Raw genomic sequence first — 19,087 nt, 5'->3', positions numbered from 1 at the left:
CGTCAAGCGCCTTGCGCGCGGGGCCACGCGCCCGGCGATGTCGCCGGGCCTTGGCGCCCGGTCTTACCGCCGGGCCCGCGAGCGGCCCGCCGGTGGCCCGCGGGTGGCCTCGTGAAACCGCTGAGCGCGGCGGGCGAGGGGGAGAACCCCTCGCCCGCCGCGCTTTTTTCGTGCCCGCTCGCGCCGGACCACGGAGAGGTGAAGTCGTCACATGCCAGAGATTCCTGCCGCGCTTACGGCCCGCCTGAGGTCGTCGAAGCTGCACGACGTCGCCACGCCCGCGCCCGGCGATGGCGGGGTGCTGGTCAGAGCGCGCGCCGCCGCGGTCAACCCGGGTGACCGGCACCTGATGCGCGACAGCCCGTCCGTCTTCCGCGCCGTCGCCGGCCTGACCCGGCCGAAGGACCTCACGCTGGGCAACGACTTCGCGGGCGATGCCGAGGCGGTGGGCAAGGGCGTCAGCGTGCCGGCCGGGCGACCGGGTCTTCGGGTGCCGCAGGGGCGCGTTCGCCGAGCGCGTCACCGTGCCCGCCGGCGGCCCGCTGGCCGCGATGCCGCCGGGGCTGATACGAGCAGGCGGCTCTCGCGCCGGGCGGCGCGCTGATCCCCGACAGCGGGTCGGACGGCCGCCGGCTGGGCCCTGCGGGGCGGATGGTGGCGGGGCACCTCACCTCGCGGTTCGCTGGCCACCGCTTCGTCACGTTCGTCACCAGCGAGAACGCCGCCGACCTCGCGACGCCGCGCGGGCCGGTCGCGTCAGGGGCGATCACCCCGGGCATCGATCGCACCTGTCCGCTGGAGGAGGCCGCCGCGGCGATCGCCCAGGTGGAGGGCGGTCACGCCGGCGGCAAGGTGCTCGTTCTCCGGAAGTCGAGTTATTACGTCTTTACGGCGATATATCGTTCGATATAGCATCCGAGGCATGATGAACGCGCGCCGCAATCCGGGCGCGGGCGGGCTCGGCCCCACGGGCCGCTTCTTCGGGCCAGGCGAGCTGCGCCTGGCCGTGCTCGCCCTGATCGCCGAGCAGCCCGGTCACGGTTACCAGGTCATGACCCGTCTCGCCGACCGCTTCAACGGCACCTACGAGCCCAGCGCCGGCTCCATCTACCCCACGCTCCAGCTCCTGGAGGACGAGGGCCTCGTCCGTGCCGAGGCCGGAGGGGGTCGCAGGGTGTACCACGCCACCGAGGAGGGCCTGCGGGTCGCTGAGGAGCAGCGGGAGGAGATCGAGCGGCTGTGGGGCCGCGCGGCCAGCAGGGGCCAGTGGGGGATGTTCGGCGAGCCAGAGGCCGCCGAGATCATCGGCCCCGCGCTGCGCCTGGTCAAGGCGGCGGTGAAGACGCTCGCGCACGCCCACGGCGACTCCCGGGTGATCGAGGGCGTGCTGGAGGTGTTCACGGACGCCCGCCGCAGGATCGAGGAGCTCGACCCGAAGCGGAGGTCGTCATGAGGCATCCGCTCGCCCGCCGCCTGCCCGACCCGAAGCGGAGGTCGTCATGAGCCGCCCGCTCGCCCGCAGGTTGCTCGACCCGTGGCTCGTCAAGGGACGGGTCGCCGAGACCGAGCAGGTCGCGCCGCGCATGCGGCGCATCAGGATCGCCGGTGCCGGCATCGCCGGCCTGAGCTGGACTCCGGGCCGGCACGTACGGGTGCTCGTCGGCGGCGGGAGCGTGCTCGGCGGCGTGCTGCGGACGTACTCGGTCTGGCGGCTCGACCCCGAGCGGGAGTCGATCGAGCTGATCGGGTACGACCACGGCGGCGACGCGCCAGGTACCACCTGGGTCAGGAGCGTCGAGCCCGGCCATGAGGTCGCCTTCACCCGCCCGGAAGGCGCCTTCGTGTTGTGTCCCGATGCCCCGTACCACCTGTTCGCGGGGGAGGAGACGGCCTCGGTGGCGTTCGGGGCGATGCTGCGGGCGCTGCCCGAGGACGCCAGGGTCTACGGGGCCGTGGAGGCCGAGGGGCCGGGCGACCACCTCGACCTGCCGGGCGGCCTGGTCACGGTGTGCAGGAACGGCGCTCCGGCGGCCTCGTCCGAGACCCTGCTGGAGGCGGTCAGGAAGCTGGACCTGCCGGACGAGCCGGGCGTGGCCTACCTGGCGGGTGAGGCCCGCACCATCCAGGCGATCCGCGCTCACCTGGTGACAGAGCGCGGCTGGCAGCGCAGGGACGTGCGGACGAAGCCCTTCTGGACGCCCGGCAGGAGGGGGATGGACTGACCGCATCGCGCTCCTCCCCGGTGTCGCCGCGCCCGCTGGGCGTGATAAAAATACCGGTATAGTTATCGACGAGGAGGGGCCGTGATCGAGCTCAAGTCAGCCGGGGAGATAGCCGCGATGCGCGAGGCGGGCCGGGTCGTGGCCGCCGTGCACGCGGCGACGCGGGAGCAGGCCGGCGTCGGAGTGACGCTGAAGCACCTGGACGAGGTGGCCAGGACCGTCATCGAGGAGGCGGGGGCTGGGGCGTCGTTCTTCGGCTACCACCCGTCGTTCGGTGCGACGCCCTATCCGGGCGTCATCTGCACCTCCGTCAACGGGGTGATGCTGCACGGCCTGCCGACGCCGTACCGGCTGCGCGACGGCGACCTGATCAGCATCGACTGCGCGGCGTTCGTCGAGGGCTGGCACGCCGACGGCACGGTGAGCTTCACCGTCGGCACGCCGCGCGACGAGGACCTCAAGCTCATCAGGGTCGCCGAGGAGACGCTCGCCGCGGGCATCGAAGCGGCCCGGCCCGGCAACAAGCTGGGCGACATCGGTCACGCGATGGCCACGGTCGGCCGCGGCGCCGGTTACGGCATGCAGAACGACTTCGGCGGCCACGGCATCGGCCGGGCCATGCACGAGTCGCCGTTCGTGCCCAACGTGGCACCTCGTGGGCGCGGGCTGCGGCTGCGGCCCGGCCTGGTCATCGCGATCGAGCCCAGCCTGATGGCCGGTGGCCGCGACGACTACTACATGGCCGACGACGGCTGGTCGGTGTGCTCGGGCGACGGCAGCAGGAGCGTTCACGTCGAGCACACGGTCGCCATCACGGAGGACGGACCGGTCGTGCTGACTTGTCCGTGAAACCCCGCTTGTACGGGCTCGGCGGGCCCCGCGGGCCGGTCATGGACGGGCAAGCTCAAAGGCCGCCCGCGTTCAGCGCGGCACACTGATTCGTCAAGTAAGGCGACCGAGGGTATCCGTTCGGCCAGACGCCGTATTCGGCCTGGTCAACAGCGAAAATATGGGCGTTTGTCGAACTTGGGCGAGGGGCAGATCTTCCTCCGGTAGCTACGGAGAGTAGTCGAGAGGTATCAGGGGGAAACACTATGTATCGCAAGGGACTCGTCCTGGCCGGGCTCGTCGGCGGGATGGTCATGTTCGGAGGTTCCGCGCTCGCCGCGTCGCCCGTCGTCACGGCCGAGTCGTCTCAGGCTCGCATCCTTCCTGGCCCGAACCACGGCAAGGATGCCACATGGGACTTCGGCGAGTGGAACAACTTCGGTGAGGACAACGACTTCCTCGACCTGGACCTCCTGAACCAGCTCCTCTCGCGCGTGCTGAGCGCCTGACGAGAAACGGACGCACAAGGGGCCCGCCCAGCCGAGGGCGGGCCCCTTCGCCTTGTCCCGGGAGTGGCTTCAGCCCTCGTACGCGAACGACGCCTCGAAGGAGTTGCGCGCGATCGCGTCGAGCTGCTCCTCGCTCAGCCCCAGCTCCCGCCGCAACGCGGCGTAGTTGTCCTCCACGTAGCCGCCGAAGTAGGCCGGGTCGTCGGAGTTGACGGTCACCAGCAGGCCCTCGTCCAGCATCGCGGGCAGGATGTGGTCGCGCAGCGACGGCACCACGCGCAGCCGCACGTTCGACAGCGGGCACACCGTCAGCGGGATCCGCTCCTCCCGTAGCCTGGCCACGAGCTGCGGATCCTCCATCGCCCTGATGCCGTGGTCCACCCGCTCGACGCGCAGCACGTCGAGCGCCTCCCACACGTAGTCGGGCCCGCCTTCCTCGCCCGCGTGCGCCACCCGGTGCAGCCCCTCGCCCCCGGCGATCTCGAACACCCGGCGGAACAGCGACGGCGGATGCCCCACCTCCGCCGAGTCCAGCCCCACCCCGATGAAGTGCTCCCGGTACGGCAGCGCCGCCCGCAGCACCTGCTCGGCCTCCTCCGGCCCCCGATCGCGGAGGAAGCACAGGATGAGCGCCGCCGAAAGAGGGCCGTCCTTGAGCGCGGCGGACAGCCCGCCGAAGACGACGTCAAGCGGCACGCCCCTGCTCAGATGCGCCTGCGGGTCGAAGAAGATCTCCGCGTGCCGCACCCCCTGGGCGGCCGCCCTGCGCAGGTAGGCGGCGGCCAGGTCGTAGAAGTCCTGCTCGGCGCGGAGCACGGCGAGGTTCTCGTAGTACACGTCCAGGAACGACTGCAGGTTCGCGAACGAGTACCGCGCGCGGATGGCCTCCACGTCGTACGTCGGCAGCTCGATCCGGTTACGCCTGGCCAGCTCGACGACGAGCTCCGGTTCGAGGGTGCCCTCGATGTGCAGGTGGAGTTCCGCTTTGGGACGCATGCCCACGAGTAAACAGGACCTGTCAGGGCCTAGGTATCGTGCGAACCTCTGAACTCTCACGTGTTGACCTGGCATAACATCAGATTTCATGAGGCTGGAGGATCTGCTGGCACGCGAGGACCTGCGGCTGACGCTGGTGACGGGCTCCGACGCGCTCGGCAGAGAGATCCTCAGGGCCTATCCGACGGACCTGCCCGATCCCCGCCGCTACCTGCGCTCCGGTGACCTCGTGCTGACCAGCGGCGTCTGGTACTCCGAGCCTTCCGACTGCGAGCGCTTCGCCGACGCGCTGTGGGCGAGCGACGCCGCCGGCCTGGTCGTCGGCCTGGTCGTGCTCGGCGAGCTGCCGGCCGAGCTGGTCGAGGCGTGCGAGCGGCGCCGCCTGCCGCTTCTGCTCGCCGCCCCCGACCAGGCGTTCGGCGCGATCACCGAGGTGGTGACCGCCGAGGGCTTCGCCGCCGAGCAGCGCAGGGCCGAGCGGGCCAGGGCGCAGACCCTGCTCGACGTGCTCGGCCGCATACCGCCCGGCGAGGTATCCGCCCACTTGCGGCTGCTCGGAGCCGACCCGGGATTGCCCACCGCTGCCATGGCGGTGACGCTGACCGGCGGCCCCGAGCTGGATCTGCCCGAGCTGCTGCACGAGGGTCTGGCGAGGAAGGGCCGCCACCTGATCGTCGGCGGCACCCCGGACGAGGCGATCGTGCTGGTCAACGGCCGCGCCTCGCGCAAGAGCCTGGCCGACGAGCTGCGCGCGCTGATCGCCGGCCGCCCCGGCACCAGCATCGCCGCCGGGATCAGCGAGATGGCGGCCAGCGTCTCGCAGCTCGGCGAGGCGCTGGAGACGGCCAGGCGCGGCATGGAGTCGGCGCGCGGCGGCCCGGGCCCCGTCTCGATCATGTCGCTGGCCGACATCGACAGCTTCGACATGCTGCTCGCCGCGCTGCCCGCCGCGACCCGCCGCTCGTTCCGCGACCACCTGCTCGGCCCCGTCGAGGAGTACGACGCCCGCCACGGCTCCGAGCTGCTGCGCACGCTGGACACGTTCCTGGAGACGTGCGGCTCCTGGCAGCGCACCGCCGACGAGCTGTACGTGCACGTCAACACCCTGCGCTACCGGATGCAGCGCATCGAGGAGCTGACCGGGCGGCGCATGTCGTCGATGCGCGACCGTACGGACCTGTATCTCGCCCTGCGCTCAGGGCAGGGCTCAGGGCAGCCGGCCCGCGACGACGCGGCCCCGTGACACCACGGCCACGATGTTCTCCGCGGCCAGGTCCTCGATGTTCTCCCACGGGCGGCCGCGCAGCACGATCAGGTCGGCGCCCAGGCCCTCCTTGATCCGGCCCACCGGCATGCCGAGCGCGTCGGCGGCGTCGGAGGTTGCCGCGCGCAGCGCCGACTCCGCGTCCATGCCGAGGATGCGCGTCATGCGGACGACCTCGGCGAGCTGGTCGCCGAACTGCACGTGGTGGCCGTTGGCGTCGGTGCCGAGCACGAACCGCACGCCCAGCGCGGCGGCCTGGGCGAGCAGCACGTCACGGGTGGCGACCAGCTCGGCTGCCTTGGCCTTGGCCTGCGGCGTCACCGGCACCCGGCCCTCGGCGATGGCCTCGTTGATGAGCAGCGTGGGCGCCACAGGCGTGCCCCTGGCGGCCAGCGTCTCGGCCAGGTCGCGGCTGAGCAGCGTGCCGTGCTCGATGGAGTCGACGCCCTCCTCGACGGCCACGCGGATGCCCTCTTCCGAGTGGGCGTGCGCGGCGACCGGCATGCCGAGCGCGTGCGCCTCGTCGATCACGGCCCTGATCTCGTCGCGGGTGTAGTTGCGCCAGGCGTTCTTATCGCCCATGGACAGCACGCCGCCGCTGGTCGTGAGCTTGATGCCGTCCATGCCGGCCCTGGCCCAGGTGCGCACGAGCTTGCGGCACTCGTCGGGCCCGTCGGCCACCGGCTTCCTGAGCGGCGACGGCACGGCGGGCGGCACGAACAGGTCGTTGTGCCCGGCGGTCATCCCCACCACGCCGTGCACCAGGACGCGCGGCCCGGGCAGCACCCCGGCGTCGAAGACCCGCCGCAGCGCGACCTGCGCCTCGTCGCCCGCGAGGTCGCGCAGCGTGGTGACGCCGTGGCGCATGGCCTTCTGGGCGTGCGCGACGCCGTGCAGCACCTGCTCGTCGCGGGTGGTGGTGAGCGGCCAGGTGGCGAAGTCGGGCGGCTCGCCGTCTCCGGCGTAGCCGACCAGGTGGACGTGCGTGTCGACCAGGCCGGGCAGCACGCACAGGTCGGCGTGTCCGGCGGGGGCGGCGTCGATGCCGGTGATCCGGTCGGGCTCCCATGTCAGGTCGACCGGGCCGCGGAATTCGGTACCGTCCCAAAGGGGGATTCCGTCGAGTCTCATCTTCCGTTCGACGGTACCGGAGCGGCCGGGCGGCTGGAGGGATCTACGGTCCTCGCGGGGCGCTCTCGTAGGGACCTACAGGGACGGCCAGCGGTTTTCCGGCGATATGCGCATACGGCAGGATTTCGCGGCCATCGTCCGAAATGACCGTCACACTTTGGTAATAATCGACAGATACCGTCCTGACCTGCTGGTTCACTGCCGTTCAAGGAGAATTATGGCTACCTTCGACCGTCGCGCGTTCCTGCGGACGACAGGTCTGGCCGGTCTTGCGCTCGGTCTGGCCGCCTGCGGCGACAACGGCACCGCCACGTCCGGCTCCTCCTCGGGCGGGGACGGCTTCGGCGCGGTCAAGCTCCAGCTCTCCTGGAAGAAGAACGTCGAGTTCGCCGGCGAGTACTTCGCCGACACCAACGGCTACTACAAGGCGGCCGGGTTCACGCAGGTCGAGCTGCTGTCCGGCGGCGGCTCCGGCACCTCGGTCGAGTCGGGCCTGGCCACCGGCCGCTGCTGGGCCGGCCTGTCGGCGCCCACGATCACCGCGCCCGCCGTGCTCCAGGGCGCCCCGCTGAAGATCGTCGGCGCGACGTTCCAGAAGAACCCGTTCGCGATCATCTCGCTGAGCAAGAACCCGATCAAGGAGGCCAAGGACCTCGCCGGCAAGCGGATCGGCGTCCAGGACTCCAACGAGCTGGTCTGGAACGCGCTGCTCAAGGCCAACGGCCTCGACGCCTCCAGCGTCACCAGGGTGCCGTTCCAGTCGGACCCGTCGATGCTCACCTCCGGCCAGCTCGACGGCTACGTCGGCTTCGTCACCAGCGGCCCGGTCAACCTGCGCATGCAGGGCCACGACCCCGAGTACCTGCTGCTCTCCGACGCCGGGCTGCCGCTGGTCGCCGAGACGTTCACGGTCACCCAGGAGACCATCGACAACGAGCGCGACAAGCTCAAGGCGTTCCTGACCGCCGAGATCAAGGGCTGGAAGGACGCCGTCGCCGACCCGGCCAAGTCCGCCGAGCTGGCCGCCACCGTCTACGGCAAGGACCAGAACCTCGACGTCAAGGAGCAGACGGAAGAGGCCAAAATGCAGAACGAGCTGGTCGTCACCCCCGACGTCAAGCAGAACGGCCTGTTCACGATGACGCCCGAGCTGATCGAGCAGAACATCGCCTCGCTGGCCAAGGCCGGGCTGAACATCAAGGCCGAGCAGCTCTTCGACCTGTCGATCCTCGACGAGGTCTACCAGGCGGACCCGAGCCTGAAGCTGTCATGAGCGGCATCAGCATCACCGGGCTGAGCAAGACCTTCGGCAAGGGACTGACGGCCGTCCAGGACGTCGATCTGCAGACGCCGAAGGGCTCGTTCCTGTCGCTGCTCGGCCCGTCCGGCTGCGGCAAGTCCACGGTGCTGCGCATCCTCGCCGGGCTGGAGGAGCCCACCACCGGCGAGATCCGGGTGAACGGCCTGACGCCGCAGGAGCTGCGCAAGGGCCACCAGCTCGGCATCGCCTTCCAGGACTCCGCGCTGCTCGCCTGGCGCAGCGTCGCGGCCAACATCCGGCTGCCGCTCGAGGTCGCCGGCATCAAGCCGGAGCCCGGCGTGATCGACGACCTCATCAAGCTGGTCGGGCTCGAAGGCTTCGAGAAGGCACGGCCGTCGGAGCTGTCCGGCGGCATGCGCCAGCGGGTCTCGATCGCCCGCGCACTGGTGGTCAAGCCCAGCGTGCTGCTGCTCGACGAGCCGTTCGGCGCCCTGGACGACATGACCCGCCAGCGCCTGAACCTGGAGCTGCTGCGCATCTGGACGGAGAAGCCCGCCACCACGCTCATGGTCACCCACGGCATCGGCGAGGCGGTCTTCCTCTCGGACGTGGTCGCCGTCATGAGCCCGCGCCCCGGCCGGGTGATCGAGCTGGTGGAGATCGACCTGCCCCGCCCGCGCACGCCCGAGATGATGCGCACGCCCGAGTTCCACGCACTCCACGACCACCTCAGCGACCTGCTGTTCGGGCACGGTTGAGAGGGCAGGGCTCATGAGACGGATCCAGGGCCTGATCGGCGTCGTCGTCCTCGTCGCGCTGTGGTGGCTGCTGGCCGCCACGGTCTTCGCCGGCGGGGGAGCGGTGCCCACCCCGGCCGCGGTGGTCGCCTCCATGGCCGAAGACGGCTGGTCCTTCTACGGCCCCAACGCCTCGGCCACCCTGTCGGCCGCCGTCCAAGGCTTCCTGTGGGGCAATGGGCTGGCCATCGCCGTGGCCCTGCTGGTGCTGCTCGTGCCCAGGCTGGAGGCCGTGGCCACGCAGCTCGCGGTGATCAGCTACTGCATCCCGCTGCTCGCCATCGGGCCGATCGTGCTCGTCGTCTTCGGCGGCGAGGCGACCGTGGTGTTCCTCGCCGCCATCTCCGTCTTCTTCACCACGCTCATCGGCGCGCTGCTCGGACTGCGCTCCGCCGACCGGGCCAGCCTCGACCTCATCACCGTCTACGGCGGCGGCCGCCTGGCCAGGCTCAGGTACGTCCAGGTCATCGCGGCGCTGCCCAGCACGTTCGCCGGGCTGAAGATCTCGGCCCCGTCCGCGCTGCTCGGCGCCATCATCGGCGAATACCTCGGCAGCAACGACCAGGGGCTCGGCGTCTCCCTGATGATCTCGCAGCAGCAGTTCCAGGTGCCGCGCACCTGGGGGCTCGCGCTGGTCGCCGGCCTGATCGCGGGTCTCGGCTACGCGATCGTCGCGCTCGTCGCCCGCGTGGTCACGCCGTGGTCGAGAGGGGAGGCCCAGCGGTGATCGGGCGTACCGTGCTGCGGATCGTGGGCCCGCTCGTGCCCTCGGTCGTCATCGTCGTGGCCGCGTGGTGGCTGGCGCTGGAGGCGTTCGGCATCAGCCCGCTGGTGGGCAAGCGGCCGCCGCAGGTGTGGGAGTACCTGACGTCGTCGCAGGAGCATCGGGACGCCGTGTTCGGCGCGCTCGGCATCACGATCAGGGACGCGGCCACCGGCTTCGTCTCCGGCATGGTCGCGGCGAGCGTCGTGGCCGTGCTGTTCGTGCTGTTCCGGACCGTCGAGCAGACGTTCATGCCGGTCGCGATGCTGCTGCGCTCGGTGCCGCTCGTGGTCATGACGCCGCTGATCACGCTGATCTTCGGCCGTGAGCTGCTCGGGGTGGCGGTCATCGGCGGCATCGTGGTGTTCTTCCCCGCGCTGGTGAACATCGCCTTCGGACTGCGCTCGGCCTCGCCGCAGGCCACCGATCTGATCATGGCGTACGGCGGCACCCGGATGACCGTGCTGCGCAAGGTGGCCGTGCCGACCGCGATGCCCTCGGTCTTCGCCTCGGCCAGGATCTCCGTGCCCGCCTCGATCATCGGTGCGCTCATCGCCGAGTGGCTGGCCACCGGCCAGGGCATCGGCGCGGAGATCCTGCGCGCGATCGGCGGGTTCCGCTACGACGAGGTGTGGGCGGACATCGTGGTGGTCACCGGAGTGTCGATCCTGGCGTACGCGGCGGTCGGCGTGGTCGAGGCGCTGGTCCTCGCCCGCTTCTCGGACCGGCCGCAGGACTGACCTTCGCCGGGATCGCGAACCTGGCTCGTGTTATGCGGACCCGGCCGCGGTCCTGTGTGCGGGGGGAGGCGCGGCCGGGTCCGCCCGAAGGGGAGCGCTGCGGGCGTGCGGTGGGAGACCGGCTCGGGGTGGCCGGTGAAGCCCTGTCGCTCCCATGGTCCGTACGAGCGCCTGAGGCGGGCGGCGTTGGCGCTCAATCACGAATTCTGTCCTGACTGAGCCGCGTTTGTAGGCAAATGGCCGACTAACTTGGAGCTCCAAGTGGCCGAATCGTGATGACATACCGCCTGATCTCGGTAAACCCCGGCGGCCTCCCGCGCGTCAGGGAAACGCCGGGGTCGTGCGCCGGCCGTGGGCCGGTCATGGATCAGCCGTGCACCGGCCGTGGAATCGGCCCGTGCACGGCTGCCAGGAGCCGTCGGCCGGCCGTCAGCAGGAGGCCGGCTTGAGCCAGGAGCACTCCAGCTCGCCCGCCTGCGGCGCCTCCGTCGCACGGAGCTGGACGGTCTCATCGACCGCCGCCGTACGCGAGAACTGCGCCAGCCGGACCGCGATCTTGTCCTCGATGTCCTTCGGCGAGCCCGACAGGTACTGGTTCAGCATGATCGAGAAGATCAGCGGCTCGCCGTCCGCGCTCGTGACGTAACCGGACAGCGAGGTGACGCCGGTCAGCGAGCCGGTCTTGGCGTGCACATTGTCGGCCGCGGGCGTGCCCTGCATGCGGCTGCGCAGCGTGCCGCCGGTGAACCTGTCGCTGTTGCCGGCGATCGGCAGCGACTCGTACCAGGTGCCGAACCACGGCTTGTCGCGTACGGCCGACAGCAGCTGCACGATCGAGGCCGGCGAGAAGCCGTCGCGGCGCGACAGGCCGGAGCCGTCCCGCATGTTGATCACCTCGACGCCGTGCGCCTTGGCGAAGTCCGTGGTGACCTTGAGCCCGGCCGACCACGTGCCCTGGTTCGCGACCTTGCGGCCCATCGCCTTGGTGAGGATCTCGGCGTGGATGTTGTTGCTCAGCTTCATGAACGGCACCAGCAGCTCGCCGAGCGTCATCGACTCGTGCTTCGCCAGCTCCTTGGCGCCCGACGGGGCCGCGCCGGTCGTGGTCGGGCCGAGCACCTTGACGCCGTGCCGCTTCAGGCCGTCGCGGAACAGCGAGGCCGCGTACGCGGTGGGGTCGTCGACCGCCACCCACTCCTGGTACGGGTCCTTCACCGTGCCGGTGATGACCACCGTGCGGGTGCCGTGCTGCCGCTCGATGAGCACGTTCGTCGAGTCGCCGACCGTCGCCTTGTTGACGATCTTCAGGTAGTCGGTCTCCGGCGTCGTGGACACCTTGACCTTGCCGCCGCTCGCCGAGACGGCCACGACCACCGAGCCAGCGTCGTAGTCGCGGTCGGGCGCGGCGGTCAGCGCCGAGATCGGGGCGGCGTAGTAGGCGGTCTCGTCGTCCCAGGCCCAGTCGTTGCCGAGGCGCTGCGCGTCGAACCAGGTGTCGTCGGCCACCAGCTTGCCGGTGACGACCTTGATGCCGGCCTTGGCGACCTGGGCGGCCAGCGCGTCGTAGTCCTCGGCCAGCATCGTCGGGTCACCGGTGCCGCGCAGCACCAGGTCGCCGGTCAGCACCGAGCCCGCCTTGCGTCCGGTGCTCAGCACGCTGGTGGTGAAGCGGTAGTCGAGGCCGAGCGTCTCCGCGGCGGCGGCCGAGGTGAACAGCTTGGTGTTGGACGCGGGGATGAGCAGCTTGCCCGCGTCGGTGGCGTACAGCTCCTCACCGGTCTTCGCGCTCTTCACCACGACGCCCGCGCGGGCGATCGTGAGCCGGGAGTCGCTGAGGATCTGGTTGATGTCCTGAGTCAGGTCCGCCACGCCCACGTCGGGGTCGCGTGCGATGGCGGGGGAGGAGGGGGCTGACGCCCACGCGAGGGCCGCGACGAGCGCGCCCGCGATGAGTGAGGCTGAGGTGCGCCGCATGGGGTCTCCAAGTGACTGGGGAATCGCCAGAAGAGCATGAATCACCGCAGGCAGCCTGTAATCCGCAAATACACGTATTTATCGGCTGTGGCGGCGTTGTGAGAACGGGCGGGCCGCGTACGGACGGCTCTTTTCTCAACACGCCGGAACGGCGCCGTCCGGCGCGTCAGGACAGACGGCTGAGAACGTGTCAGGATGGGCGCTCGGCCGTGAGCAGGAAGCCGCAGTCGCCGAACGCCACCTCGTCGCCCGACTTCACCCGCGCGGGCCCCACCAGCCGCCACCCGTTGAGCCGGGTGCCGTTGAGCGAGCCGAGATCGACCAGCATCCACGCGCCGTCGCCCTCGCGGCGCAGCTCGGCGTGCACGCGGGAGACGGTCAGGTCGGTGAGCACGAGGTCGCAGGAGGACCCGCGCCCGACCACGTAACGCTCGCGGTCGTCGTCGGGGAGCGCCAGGCGGGGCAGCCGGGGCCGCCGCCACGCGGCCTGGATCTTGGTGGTGAACTCCGACAGCGAGGCGACCGCGTCCGTCAGCCGTTGCCGGAGAGTGGGCCGCCTGGGCAGGTCGGCCACGAGTTCATCGAGCTCGTGCCGGTTACGCGCGCGCAGTGCCTGATCGACCCGGCCCACGAAGGTGTCATGGGAGATGCGGCCCTCGACGGCGCGGTGCTTGAGCTCCTCGATCGCACGGTCACGTTCCCCATCTGAGGCGCGAAAAGGCGGATGAGTGGAGCTCATAGAGCGAGTATCGGCCTGAACCTCGGTTGCTGTCCAGAATACGGGGATCGGTTGCAAATGGCCCCAGGACAGGGGCCATCCGGCGCGCCGCCCGCCCCGCTGGGACGTGCCGGAGCCCCGCGGTGACGGTCACTCGGCGGTCGCGGAGGCAGGTACGGCGGGCGGCTTGAGCCGGTACTTCAGCGTCATCAGCACCGAGGCGAAGATGATCAGTGCGGGGATCAGCGTCTGCCCGATGAGGACCGCGCTCAGCGCGCTCTCCGGCTGCTCGACCGGCCGGCTCGGCTCCGACTCGATGAAGCCGCCGATCGACAGCACCACGCCGAAGATCAGCGCGCCGAACGAGCTGACCCCGCTCTCGATGGCGGTCCACAGCCCGGTGAGCACGCCGGCCCGCCGCTTGCCGGACGCCGCCGCGTCCGTCGCGATCACGTCGGCCAGCATCGAGAACTGCAGCAGCTGCAGCCCGGCGTAGCCGATGCCGACCAGCAGGATCCAGCCGTGCGCCCACGGCGAGCCGAACATGGGCGTGGCCAGCGCGGCCATGGTGCCGCCTCCGTACATCAGCGCCGCCAGCACCATCGCGCCGCGCTTGTCGAGGCGCTTGGCGAGGCGCACCCACAGCGGCATGGTCAGCAGGATCGGCCCGACGAGCGCGGCGAACAGCGTCTGCGTGGCCCCGGGGTCGCCCAGCGTGTACGTCGCGAAGTACGGCGCCGCGGCCAGCATCATGCTGACCGCCAGCATCTGCGTGCAGGACAGCACGGTCAGCCACAGGAACGCCGAGTTGCCCTTGATCGCCGCGAACTGCTCGCGCCATCCGCCGCGATCGGGCTCGGGCGCCCCCGTCATGGGCGCGCGTGCGGTGCCGAAGAACGAGGCGAGCATGGCCACGAGCATGATGACCGCGATCGTCAGCCCCATCATGCGGTAGCTGTCCAGCGTGCCGTGCTCGCCCTCGCCGGTGGCGATCGCCGGCGCGAGCACGCCGCTGATCGCGGTGGCCGCGCCGATGAAGACCATCCGCCACTGCAGCAGCGACGTGCGCTCGTGGTAGCTGTGCGTCATCTCGCCGGGCATCGCCTTGTACGGCACCTCGAACAGCGCGTACGCGGTGGCCGTGGCGAGGAAGCAGGCGCCGACGTACAGCGCGGCGGGCACCCCGGACAGCGGGGGACCGGCGAACACCAGGAAGAACGCGGCCGGCATCGTGCACGCGCCGGCGAGCAGCCAGGGCCTGCGCGGCCCCCAGCGCGAGACGGTCCGGTCCGACCAGCGGCCGACCAGCGGGTTGATGATGAAGTCCCAGACCTTCGGCGCGGTCACCACCACGCCGGCCAGCCACGCCGGCACGGCCAGGAAGTTCGTCATGTAGTACAGCAGCAGCAGGCCGGGCACCGTGTTGACGGTGGCGGTGCAGAAGGAGCCGATGCCGTAGCCGAACCGCACGCCCTTCGGGACGGTGGCCTCGCCCGCGCCCGGTGTGATCATTACCTCATTGAATCCGAGCGAGGCCTTGTTGGGGAGGGCCCAGTTTCGCGGTAACGGCCTGAATCAACCGGCCCCGGTCCGGTGGTGAGGGCCCGGTGCGGCGAGGGCGTGGCCGGTCGGCGCGAGCCCGGTCCCAACGGTGAGGGCGCTGCGGTGAGGGAGCTGCGGTGAGGGCGCGGCGGGGGAGGGCCCGGGCGGAACGGACCCTCCGCCGGTCAGTCGTTGACGCTGGCGCAGACGACGTGGGCGCCGATCTCGATCATGCGGCGCTCGCTTCGCGCGTCGGCGACCCTGGCCATCAGGATCGGCGCGCCGGAGGCGGCGAACTGCGGCAGCCGGGCGCGCACGAGGCGGTGCAGGTCGCGTACGACGTCCTCGGCCGCGGACATGTGCACCTTGACGTGCAGCATGATCCCGGTGGCGCCGGAGGCCGTGCGGGCCTCGCTGATCCACACGTGGTGCACGAGCGGGAAGTCGACCAGCAGGTACGCGATCGCCTTGCGCAGCGCGGGCAGGATCGGATGCGTGCACCGCCGGTAGCCCGGGTCCACCTGCTGCATCGGCCCCGACAGATGCGGGCGGGGAGCGGGCACCCACGGCAGCGCGGGCGCTTCGGGCGAGGGAGGAGCCACCTGGGCCAGCGCGGCGCCGCGTGACACGGTGGCCATCGCGCCCGTGGCGTAGGCGGCGGGAGCCGCACCCGACAGCACGGGTGTGGGTCCCGTGCGCGTCGTGGTGATGAAGCGGTGCAGATCCTCGATGGGCACGGCCGCGGCGGCTGGGCCGGCCGCGTCGATCACGATCTCGCGCACCCCGGTGACGCGCTGGATGTCCAGGATGGTGTCGGCGTCGCAGGCCGAAAGGGAATGGCTGCCGCGGTGCCGGGCATAGGTGGCGGGGCTGGTGTAACCCAGCAGCACCCGGTCACCCACTTGCGTGGTCCCGAGGACCACGGAACGATCTGGTCGCACTGCCACCAGGACTCCACCGTCGGCAAGAGCGCCCAGGAGGCGGTGAGGAGTGCCATGCTGGGCGAGCACGTCGGCAAGCGCAGGATTCCCGATGCTCATATGACGCACCATAGGTAGTCGGCCACGGCTTATCAGGCTAACGGCGAATAAATCTCCCGATCAAGACAAAGATGGGAGCCGCGTGGATGACTTTGCCGCCTGGTGGGTACTCAGGTCCGCGTCTCACATCGTGAGTCCCTCGTGAACGCGTTCACAAGCGCCCGATAGACTCTGTGGGACCGCCGGGGGGGATCCGTGGACGTGTCCCTCCCCCAGCCCGCCTTGCCTTAAGGATCCACACCAGTGAACAAGCCCGTCGTTCTGGTCGCAGAGGAGCTGTCCGAGGCCGGTCTCGCCGTTCTCGGCGCCGATTTCGAGGTCCGCCACACCGACGGCGCCGACCGTTCCCAGCTGCTGCCCGCCCTCGCCGACGTTGACGCGCTCATCGTCCGCTCCGCCACTCAGGTCGACGCGGAGGCCATCGCCGCGGCGCCCAAGCTGCGCGTGGTCGCCCGCGCGGGGGTCGGTCTCGACAACGTCGACGTCGAGGCGGCCACCAAGGCCGGTGTCATGGTCGTCAACGCTCCGACCTCCAACATCACCAGCGCCGCCGAGCAGACCATCGCGCTGATCCTGGCCAGCGCGCGCAACACGCCCCAGGCGCACGCCGCGCTGAAGAACGGCGAGTGGAAGCGCTCGAAGTACACCGGTGTCGAGCTGGACGGCAAGACCGTCGGCATCCTCGGTCTCGGCAAGATCGGTCAGCTCGTGGCCCAGCGGCTGGCGCCGTTCGGCGTCGAGCTGATCGCCTACGACCCCTACCTCCCGCCGGCCCGCGCCGCGCAGATGGGCGTCCGGCTCGTCAGCCTCGAAGAGGTGCTCAAGCAGGCTGACTTCATCACCGTCCACCTGCCCAAGTCCAAGGAGACCATCGGGCTCATCGGCGACCGCGAGCTGCACCAGGTCAAGCCCAACGTGCGGATCATCAACGTGGCCCGCGGCGGCATCGTCGACGAGGGTGCGCTCTACGCGGCGATCAAGGAGGGCCGGGTCGCGGGGGCCGGTCTGGACGTCTTCGCCAAGGAGCCGTGCACCGACAGCCCGCTCTTCGAGCTCGACCAGGTCGTCGTCACGCCGCACCTCGGCGCCTCCACCCACGAGGCCCAGGAGAAGGCCGGCACCCAGGTGGCGCGGAGCGTGAAGCTGGCGCTGGCGGGCGAGTTCGTGCCCGACGCGGTCAACGTCCAGGGCGGCGTGGTCGCCGAGGACGTCAAGCCGGGCCTGCCGCTGGCCGAGAAGCTGGGCCGGGTCTTCACCGCGCTGGCCGGCGAGGTGGCCACCAAGCTCGACGTCGAGGTGCGCGGCGAGATCGCCTCCCAGGACGTCCGGGTGATCGAGCTGGCCGCGCTCAAGGGCGTCTTCACCGACGTGGTGGAGGAGCAGGTCACCTACGTCAACGCGCCGCTGCTGGCCAAGGACCGCGGCATCAACGTCGAGCTGGTCACCAGCTCCGAGAGCCCCGACTGGCGCAACGTCGTCACCGTGCGCGGCGTGCTGGCCGACGGCCGCACGGTCTCGGTCTCGGGCACGCTGTCCGGGCCGCGCCAGATCACCAAGATCGTCGAGGTCAACGGCTACGAGATGGAGATCGAGCCGACGGCCCACCTGTGCTTCTTCACCTACACCGACCGCCCCGGCATCGTCGGCGTGGTCGGCCGGCTGCTCGGCGAGCACGGCATCAACATCGCCTCGATGCAGGTGGCCCGCGACGTCAAGGGCGGCAAGGCGCTCATCGCGCTGACCGTCGACTCGGCGATCCCGGCCGACGTGGTCGAGCAGATCGGCGCCGAGATCGGCGCCGAGAGCGGCCGCTCGGTCGACCTGGAGGACTGAGCCTGAGCCCGGCCGGGCGGATGGGCCGGGCCCCCGGTTGATCCGGAGGACTGAGCCTGAGCCCGGCCGGGCGGACGGGGCGGGCCCCCGGTTGATCCGGAGGGCCGCGCCTTTCGGCCGGCCGGCTTGGGGTCAATACCCCTTTGACCTGCGAAGGGCCGTCACCCGTTTCGGGTGGCGGCCCTTTTCCGTCTCAGGATGCGAGATAGTAGGACATCCAAGCTTCATCCTCGGGTACTGTAGCCGGTGATGCGCCAGGTTCTCGTACTCATTACCTGCCGCGGCGGGGCCTGTTAGGGCAGGTCGACATACCCGCCGCGGTGAGCGGCGCATGTGTCGGCCGTTAAGTCCCTTCGCCCGGTCCGCAACCCGGACCACGAGATCAGGCCCGATCGGGCTCGCGACCGGAGCCCGGCTTCCCCCTCTCTTTCAGGAACGCGTCCGCGAAGCGAGATGAGTCACATGTACGAGATGTATGCCTACAACCGTGCCGAGGACCACGAGGACGAGGCCACCGAGGCCGTCCAGATGGCCCTGGACCGGCGCGACAACGGCGGAGCCCCCCAGAGCAGGTGAGTACGAGCGGCCCCGCGCTGGTCGCACGGGGCCGGTCGTCGCCGGAGTGCGGCCGGAGTTCATGGGTGTGGTCCGGTGGTCGCAGGGGTGAGGTTCAGAGGGTGGCGGTGAGCATCGGCGGTGCGGGTTCCTTGCGCCGTTCGAGCACCTTGGCCCACTGGCGGACGCCCTTGGGATCCGGTCTGACCGCGCCGACGAACGCCTGACGGCGCCACTCGGAGAGCTTCTCCTCCTTCACCACGTCGCCTGAACGTGGCGCGTGCACCATGTATCCGGGCTTGGAGATCATGCCCACGTGACCGAGGCCGCTGAAGAAGACCAGGTCACCGGGCTTGAGCTGGTTCCATCCGATCTTTCTTGAGAACGCGTGGTACTGCTCGGCGGCGGTACGCGGCAGGTGGATCCCCGCCTTCCTGTACGCCCTGAGCATCAGCCCGGAGCAGTCGTAGCCGCCGTTGCCGGTGCCGCCCCACACGTACGGGGTGCCGCGCTGGCGCATGGCGAACTTGAGCGCGACCTTCCAGGCGGGCCTAGGCCGGCGCTTCTCCAGGATGCGCTTGACCTGAGGACCGGTGAGGGTGATCGAGCCGGCCGGGCTCGTGTCCGGGCCGGCGGGGTCGCGGCTCTCGCCGGGGTCGGCGAAGGCCGGAGAGGGGAGTGCGATGAGCCCGGCGGCGACGCCTGCCAGGGCGATGGCGATGCGAGACAGGGGTCTGTCCTTCCATGCGGCCGACCGGGTTAGCTGACGGGCTCGGGCCTGGAAGGCAGCCCTACGGCGTGCGCCGATTCGCCCCTGGGGGAGGTTGGGTCCCCGGCTCCACGCAGCTGCTGCGTGGATTAGGCCTGACGGACTCTAACGAAACGGTCAAAAGGTCGCAATACGTCTAAAATCG

Annotated in this window: 19 protein-coding genes and 1 riboswitch; of the genes, 12 read left to right on the top strand and 7 right to left on the bottom strand. The window is 70.6% G+C overall.

Annotated features, from left to right (window positions below; genetic code table 11):
* Positions 1-211 precede the first annotated feature (211 nt).
* The 6 genes from AB0K67_RS15160 (at position 212) to AB0K67_RS15135 (ending at position 3,559) form a co-directional block, all read left to right on the top strand.
* Complete coding sequence (locus AB0K67_RS15160; protein ID WP_364059036.1) at positions 212-604, top strand: hypothetical protein; 393 nt, start codon at positions 212-214, stop codon at positions 602-604.
* Positions 601-912 carry a zinc-binding dehydrogenase gene (locus AB0K67_RS15155; protein ID WP_364059573.1) on the top strand — a complete coding sequence of 104 codons (312 nt, stop codon included), beginning with the start codon at positions 601-603 and terminating at the stop codon, positions 910-912. The genes AB0K67_RS15160 and AB0K67_RS15155 overlap by 4 nt, the downstream gene beginning before the upstream one ends.
* A gap of 10 nt (positions 913-922) precedes the next feature.
* On the top strand, positions 923-1,453 hold the full coding sequence (locus AB0K67_RS15150) for a PadR family transcriptional regulator (protein ID WP_364059033.1): 531 nt from the start codon (positions 923-925) through the stop codon (positions 1,451-1,453).
* 46 nt (positions 1,454-1,499) lie between these two features.
* Positions 1,500-2,222 (top strand): siderophore-interacting protein, encoded by a 723-nt coding sequence (locus AB0K67_RS15145; RefSeq protein ID WP_364059030.1) that lies wholly within the window; start codon positions 1,500-1,502, stop codon positions 2,220-2,222.
* A gap of 81 nt (positions 2,223-2,303) precedes the next feature.
* On the top strand, positions 2,304-3,071 hold the full coding sequence (gene map, locus AB0K67_RS15140; RefSeq protein WP_364059027.1) for a type I methionyl aminopeptidase: 768 nt from the start codon (positions 2,304-2,306) through the stop codon (positions 3,069-3,071).
* A gap of 245 nt (positions 3,072-3,316) precedes the next feature.
* Positions 3,317-3,559 (top strand): hypothetical protein, encoded by a 243-nt coding sequence (locus AB0K67_RS15135; RefSeq protein ID WP_364059024.1) that lies wholly within the window; start codon positions 3,317-3,319, stop codon positions 3,557-3,559.
* Between the two features lie 69 nt (positions 3,560-3,628).
* Here AB0K67_RS15135 and AB0K67_RS15130 read toward each other — a convergent pair whose 3' ends face one another.
* A complete protein-coding gene (locus AB0K67_RS15130) occupies positions 3,629-4,555 on the bottom strand; it encodes an adenosine deaminase (protein WP_364059021.1) in 927 nt (308 codons plus the stop codon).
* A gap of 88 nt (positions 4,556-4,643) precedes the next feature.
* On the opposite strand from AB0K67_RS15130, the gene AB0K67_RS15125 reads away from it, so the two are divergent.
* Positions 4,644-5,798 carry a helix-turn-helix domain-containing protein gene (locus tag AB0K67_RS15125; RefSeq protein WP_364059018.1) on the top strand — a complete coding sequence of 385 codons (1,155 nt, stop codon included), beginning with the start codon at positions 4,644-4,646 and terminating at the stop codon, positions 5,796-5,798.
* On the opposite strand, the gene AB0K67_RS15120 is transcribed toward AB0K67_RS15125, so the two are convergent.
* A complete protein-coding gene (locus AB0K67_RS15120; protein WP_364059015.1) occupies positions 5,763-6,950 on the bottom strand; it encodes an amidohydrolase family protein in 1,188 nt (395 codons plus the stop codon). The genes AB0K67_RS15125 and AB0K67_RS15120 overlap by 36 nt on opposite strands.
* A 217-nt stretch (positions 6,951-7,167) precedes the next feature.
* Between AB0K67_RS15120 and AB0K67_RS15115 the strand changes: the two genes are divergently transcribed.
* Genes AB0K67_RS15115 through AB0K67_RS15100 form a run of 4 tightly spaced genes read left to right on the top strand, consistent with a single transcriptional unit; the run spans position 7,168 to position 10,511 of the window.
* On the top strand, positions 7,168-8,223 hold the full coding sequence (locus AB0K67_RS15115; RefSeq protein ID WP_364059013.1) for an ABC transporter substrate-binding protein: 1,056 nt from the start codon (positions 7,168-7,170) through the stop codon (positions 8,221-8,223).
* Positions 8,220-8,969 carry an ABC transporter ATP-binding protein gene (locus tag AB0K67_RS15110; RefSeq protein ID WP_364059010.1) on the top strand — a complete coding sequence of 250 codons (750 nt, stop codon included), beginning with the start codon at positions 8,220-8,222 and terminating at the stop codon, positions 8,967-8,969. Before AB0K67_RS15115 ends, AB0K67_RS15110 begins: the two co-directional genes overlap by 4 nt.
* A gap of 13 nt (positions 8,970-8,982) precedes the next feature.
* Positions 8,983-9,735, top strand: coding sequence for an ABC transporter permease subunit (locus AB0K67_RS15105; protein ID WP_364059007.1), 753 nt, complete (start codon positions 8,983-8,985; stop codon positions 9,733-9,735).
* Positions 9,732-10,511 (top strand): ABC transporter permease subunit, encoded by a 780-nt coding sequence (locus tag AB0K67_RS15100; RefSeq protein WP_364059004.1) that lies wholly within the window; start codon positions 9,732-9,734, stop codon positions 10,509-10,511. Before AB0K67_RS15105 ends, AB0K67_RS15100 begins: the two co-directional genes overlap by 4 nt.
* A gap of 429 nt (positions 10,512-10,940) precedes the next feature.
* Here the strand turns inward: AB0K67_RS15100 and dacB are convergent, their stop codons facing one another.
* The 4 genes from dacB to AB0K67_RS15080 form a co-directional block, all read right to left on the bottom strand.
* On the bottom strand, positions 10,941-12,485 hold the full coding sequence (gene dacB / locus AB0K67_RS15095) for a D-alanyl-D-alanine carboxypeptidase/D-alanyl-D-alanine-endopeptidase (protein ID WP_364059001.1): 1,545 nt from the start codon (positions 12,483-12,485) through the stop codon (positions 10,941-10,943).
* A 190-nt stretch (positions 12,486-12,675) separates the two neighbouring features.
* On the bottom strand, positions 12,676-13,224 hold the full coding sequence (locus AB0K67_RS15090; protein WP_364058998.1) for a DUF1707 and FHA domain-containing protein: 549 nt from the start codon (positions 13,222-13,224) through the stop codon (positions 12,676-12,678).
* 129 nt (positions 13,225-13,353) lie between these two features.
* Positions 13,354-14,715, bottom strand: coding sequence for an MFS transporter (locus AB0K67_RS15085; protein WP_364058995.1), 1,362 nt, complete (start codon positions 14,713-14,715; stop codon positions 13,354-13,356).
* A 215-nt stretch (positions 14,716-14,930) separates the two neighbouring features.
* Positions 14,931-15,668 (bottom strand): hypothetical protein, encoded by a 738-nt coding sequence (locus AB0K67_RS15080; RefSeq protein WP_364058992.1) that lies wholly within the window; start codon positions 15,666-15,668, stop codon positions 14,931-14,933.
* A 360-nt stretch (positions 15,669-16,028) separates the two neighbouring features.
* Here AB0K67_RS15080 and serA point away from each other — a divergent pair, with 360 nt between their 5' ends.
* Positions 16,029-17,618: a phosphoglycerate dehydrogenase gene (gene serA, locus AB0K67_RS15075; protein ID WP_364058989.1), complete on the top strand. Its 1,590-nt coding sequence runs from the start codon at positions 16,029-16,031 to the stop codon at positions 17,616-17,618.
* A gap of 670 nt (positions 17,619-18,288) precedes the next feature.
* Here serA and AB0K67_RS15070 read toward each other — a convergent pair.
* Positions 18,289-18,693 carry a C40 family peptidase gene (locus AB0K67_RS15070; protein WP_364058986.1) on the bottom strand — a complete coding sequence of 135 codons (405 nt, stop codon included), beginning with the start codon at positions 18,691-18,693 and terminating at the stop codon, positions 18,289-18,291.
* Between the two features lie 213 nt (positions 18,694-18,906).
* Positions 18,907-19,048, bottom strand: a riboswitch (cyclic di-AMP (ydaO/yuaA leader).
* Positions 19,049-19,087 lie beyond the last annotated feature (39 nt).

The organism is Nonomuraea sp. NPDC052634, assembly GCF_040678535.1.
Classification (GTDB): domain Bacteria; phylum Actinomycetota; class Actinomycetes; order Streptosporangiales; family Streptosporangiaceae; genus Nonomuraea; species Nonomuraea fastidiosa.
This window is presented reverse-complemented; position numbering and strand designations above follow the sequence as displayed.

Excerpts from the sequence above, each read along its gene's own strand:
- AB0K67_RS15090 (WP_364058998.1), bottom strand. The coding sequence starts at position 13,224 with ATGAGCTCCACTCATCCGCCTTTTCGCGCCTCAGATGGGGAACGTGAC.
- AB0K67_RS15160 (WP_364059036.1), top strand. The coding sequence starts at position 212 with ATGCCAGAGATTCCTGCCGCGCTTACGGCCCGCCTGAGGTCGTCGAAG.
- AB0K67_RS15125 (WP_364059018.1), top strand. The coding sequence starts at position 4,644 with ATGAGGCTGGAGGATCTGCTGGCACGCGAGGACCTGCGGCTGACGCTG.
- AB0K67_RS15070 (WP_364058986.1), bottom strand. The coding sequence starts at position 18,693 with ATGCGCCAGCGCGGCACCCCGTACGTGTGGGGCGGCACCGGCAACGGC.
- AB0K67_RS15115 (WP_364059013.1), top strand. The coding sequence starts at position 7,168 with ATGGCTACCTTCGACCGTCGCGCGTTCCTGCGGACGACAGGTCTGGCC.
- AB0K67_RS15120 (WP_364059015.1), bottom strand. The coding sequence starts at position 6,950 with ATGAGACTCGACGGAATCCCCCTTTGGGACGGTACCGAATTCCGCGGC.
- AB0K67_RS15145 (WP_364059030.1), top strand. The coding sequence starts at position 1,500 with ATGAGCCGCCCGCTCGCCCGCAGGTTGCTCGACCCGTGGCTCGTCAAG.
- AB0K67_RS15110 (WP_364059010.1), top strand. The coding sequence starts at position 8,220 with ATGAGCGGCATCAGCATCACCGGGCTGAGCAAGACCTTCGGCAAGGGA.
- AB0K67_RS15085 (WP_364058995.1), bottom strand. The coding sequence starts at position 14,715 with ATGATCACACCGGGCGCGGGCGAGGCCACCGTCCCGAAGGGCGTGCGG.
- AB0K67_RS15105 (WP_364059007.1), top strand. The coding sequence starts at position 8,983 with ATGAGACGGATCCAGGGCCTGATCGGCGTCGTCGTCCTCGTCGCGCTG.
- AB0K67_RS15135 (WP_364059024.1), top strand. The coding sequence starts at position 3,317 with ATGTATCGCAAGGGACTCGTCCTGGCCGGGCTCGTCGGCGGGATGGTC.
- dacB (WP_364059001.1), bottom strand. The coding sequence starts at position 12,485 with ATGCGGCGCACCTCAGCCTCACTCATCGCGGGCGCGCTCGTCGCGGCC.
- AB0K67_RS15130 (WP_364059021.1), bottom strand. The coding sequence starts at position 4,555 with ATGCGTCCCAAAGCGGAACTCCACCTGCACATCGAGGGCACCCTCGAA.
- AB0K67_RS15150 (WP_364059033.1), top strand. The coding sequence starts at position 923 with ATGATGAACGCGCGCCGCAATCCGGGCGCGGGCGGGCTCGGCCCCACG.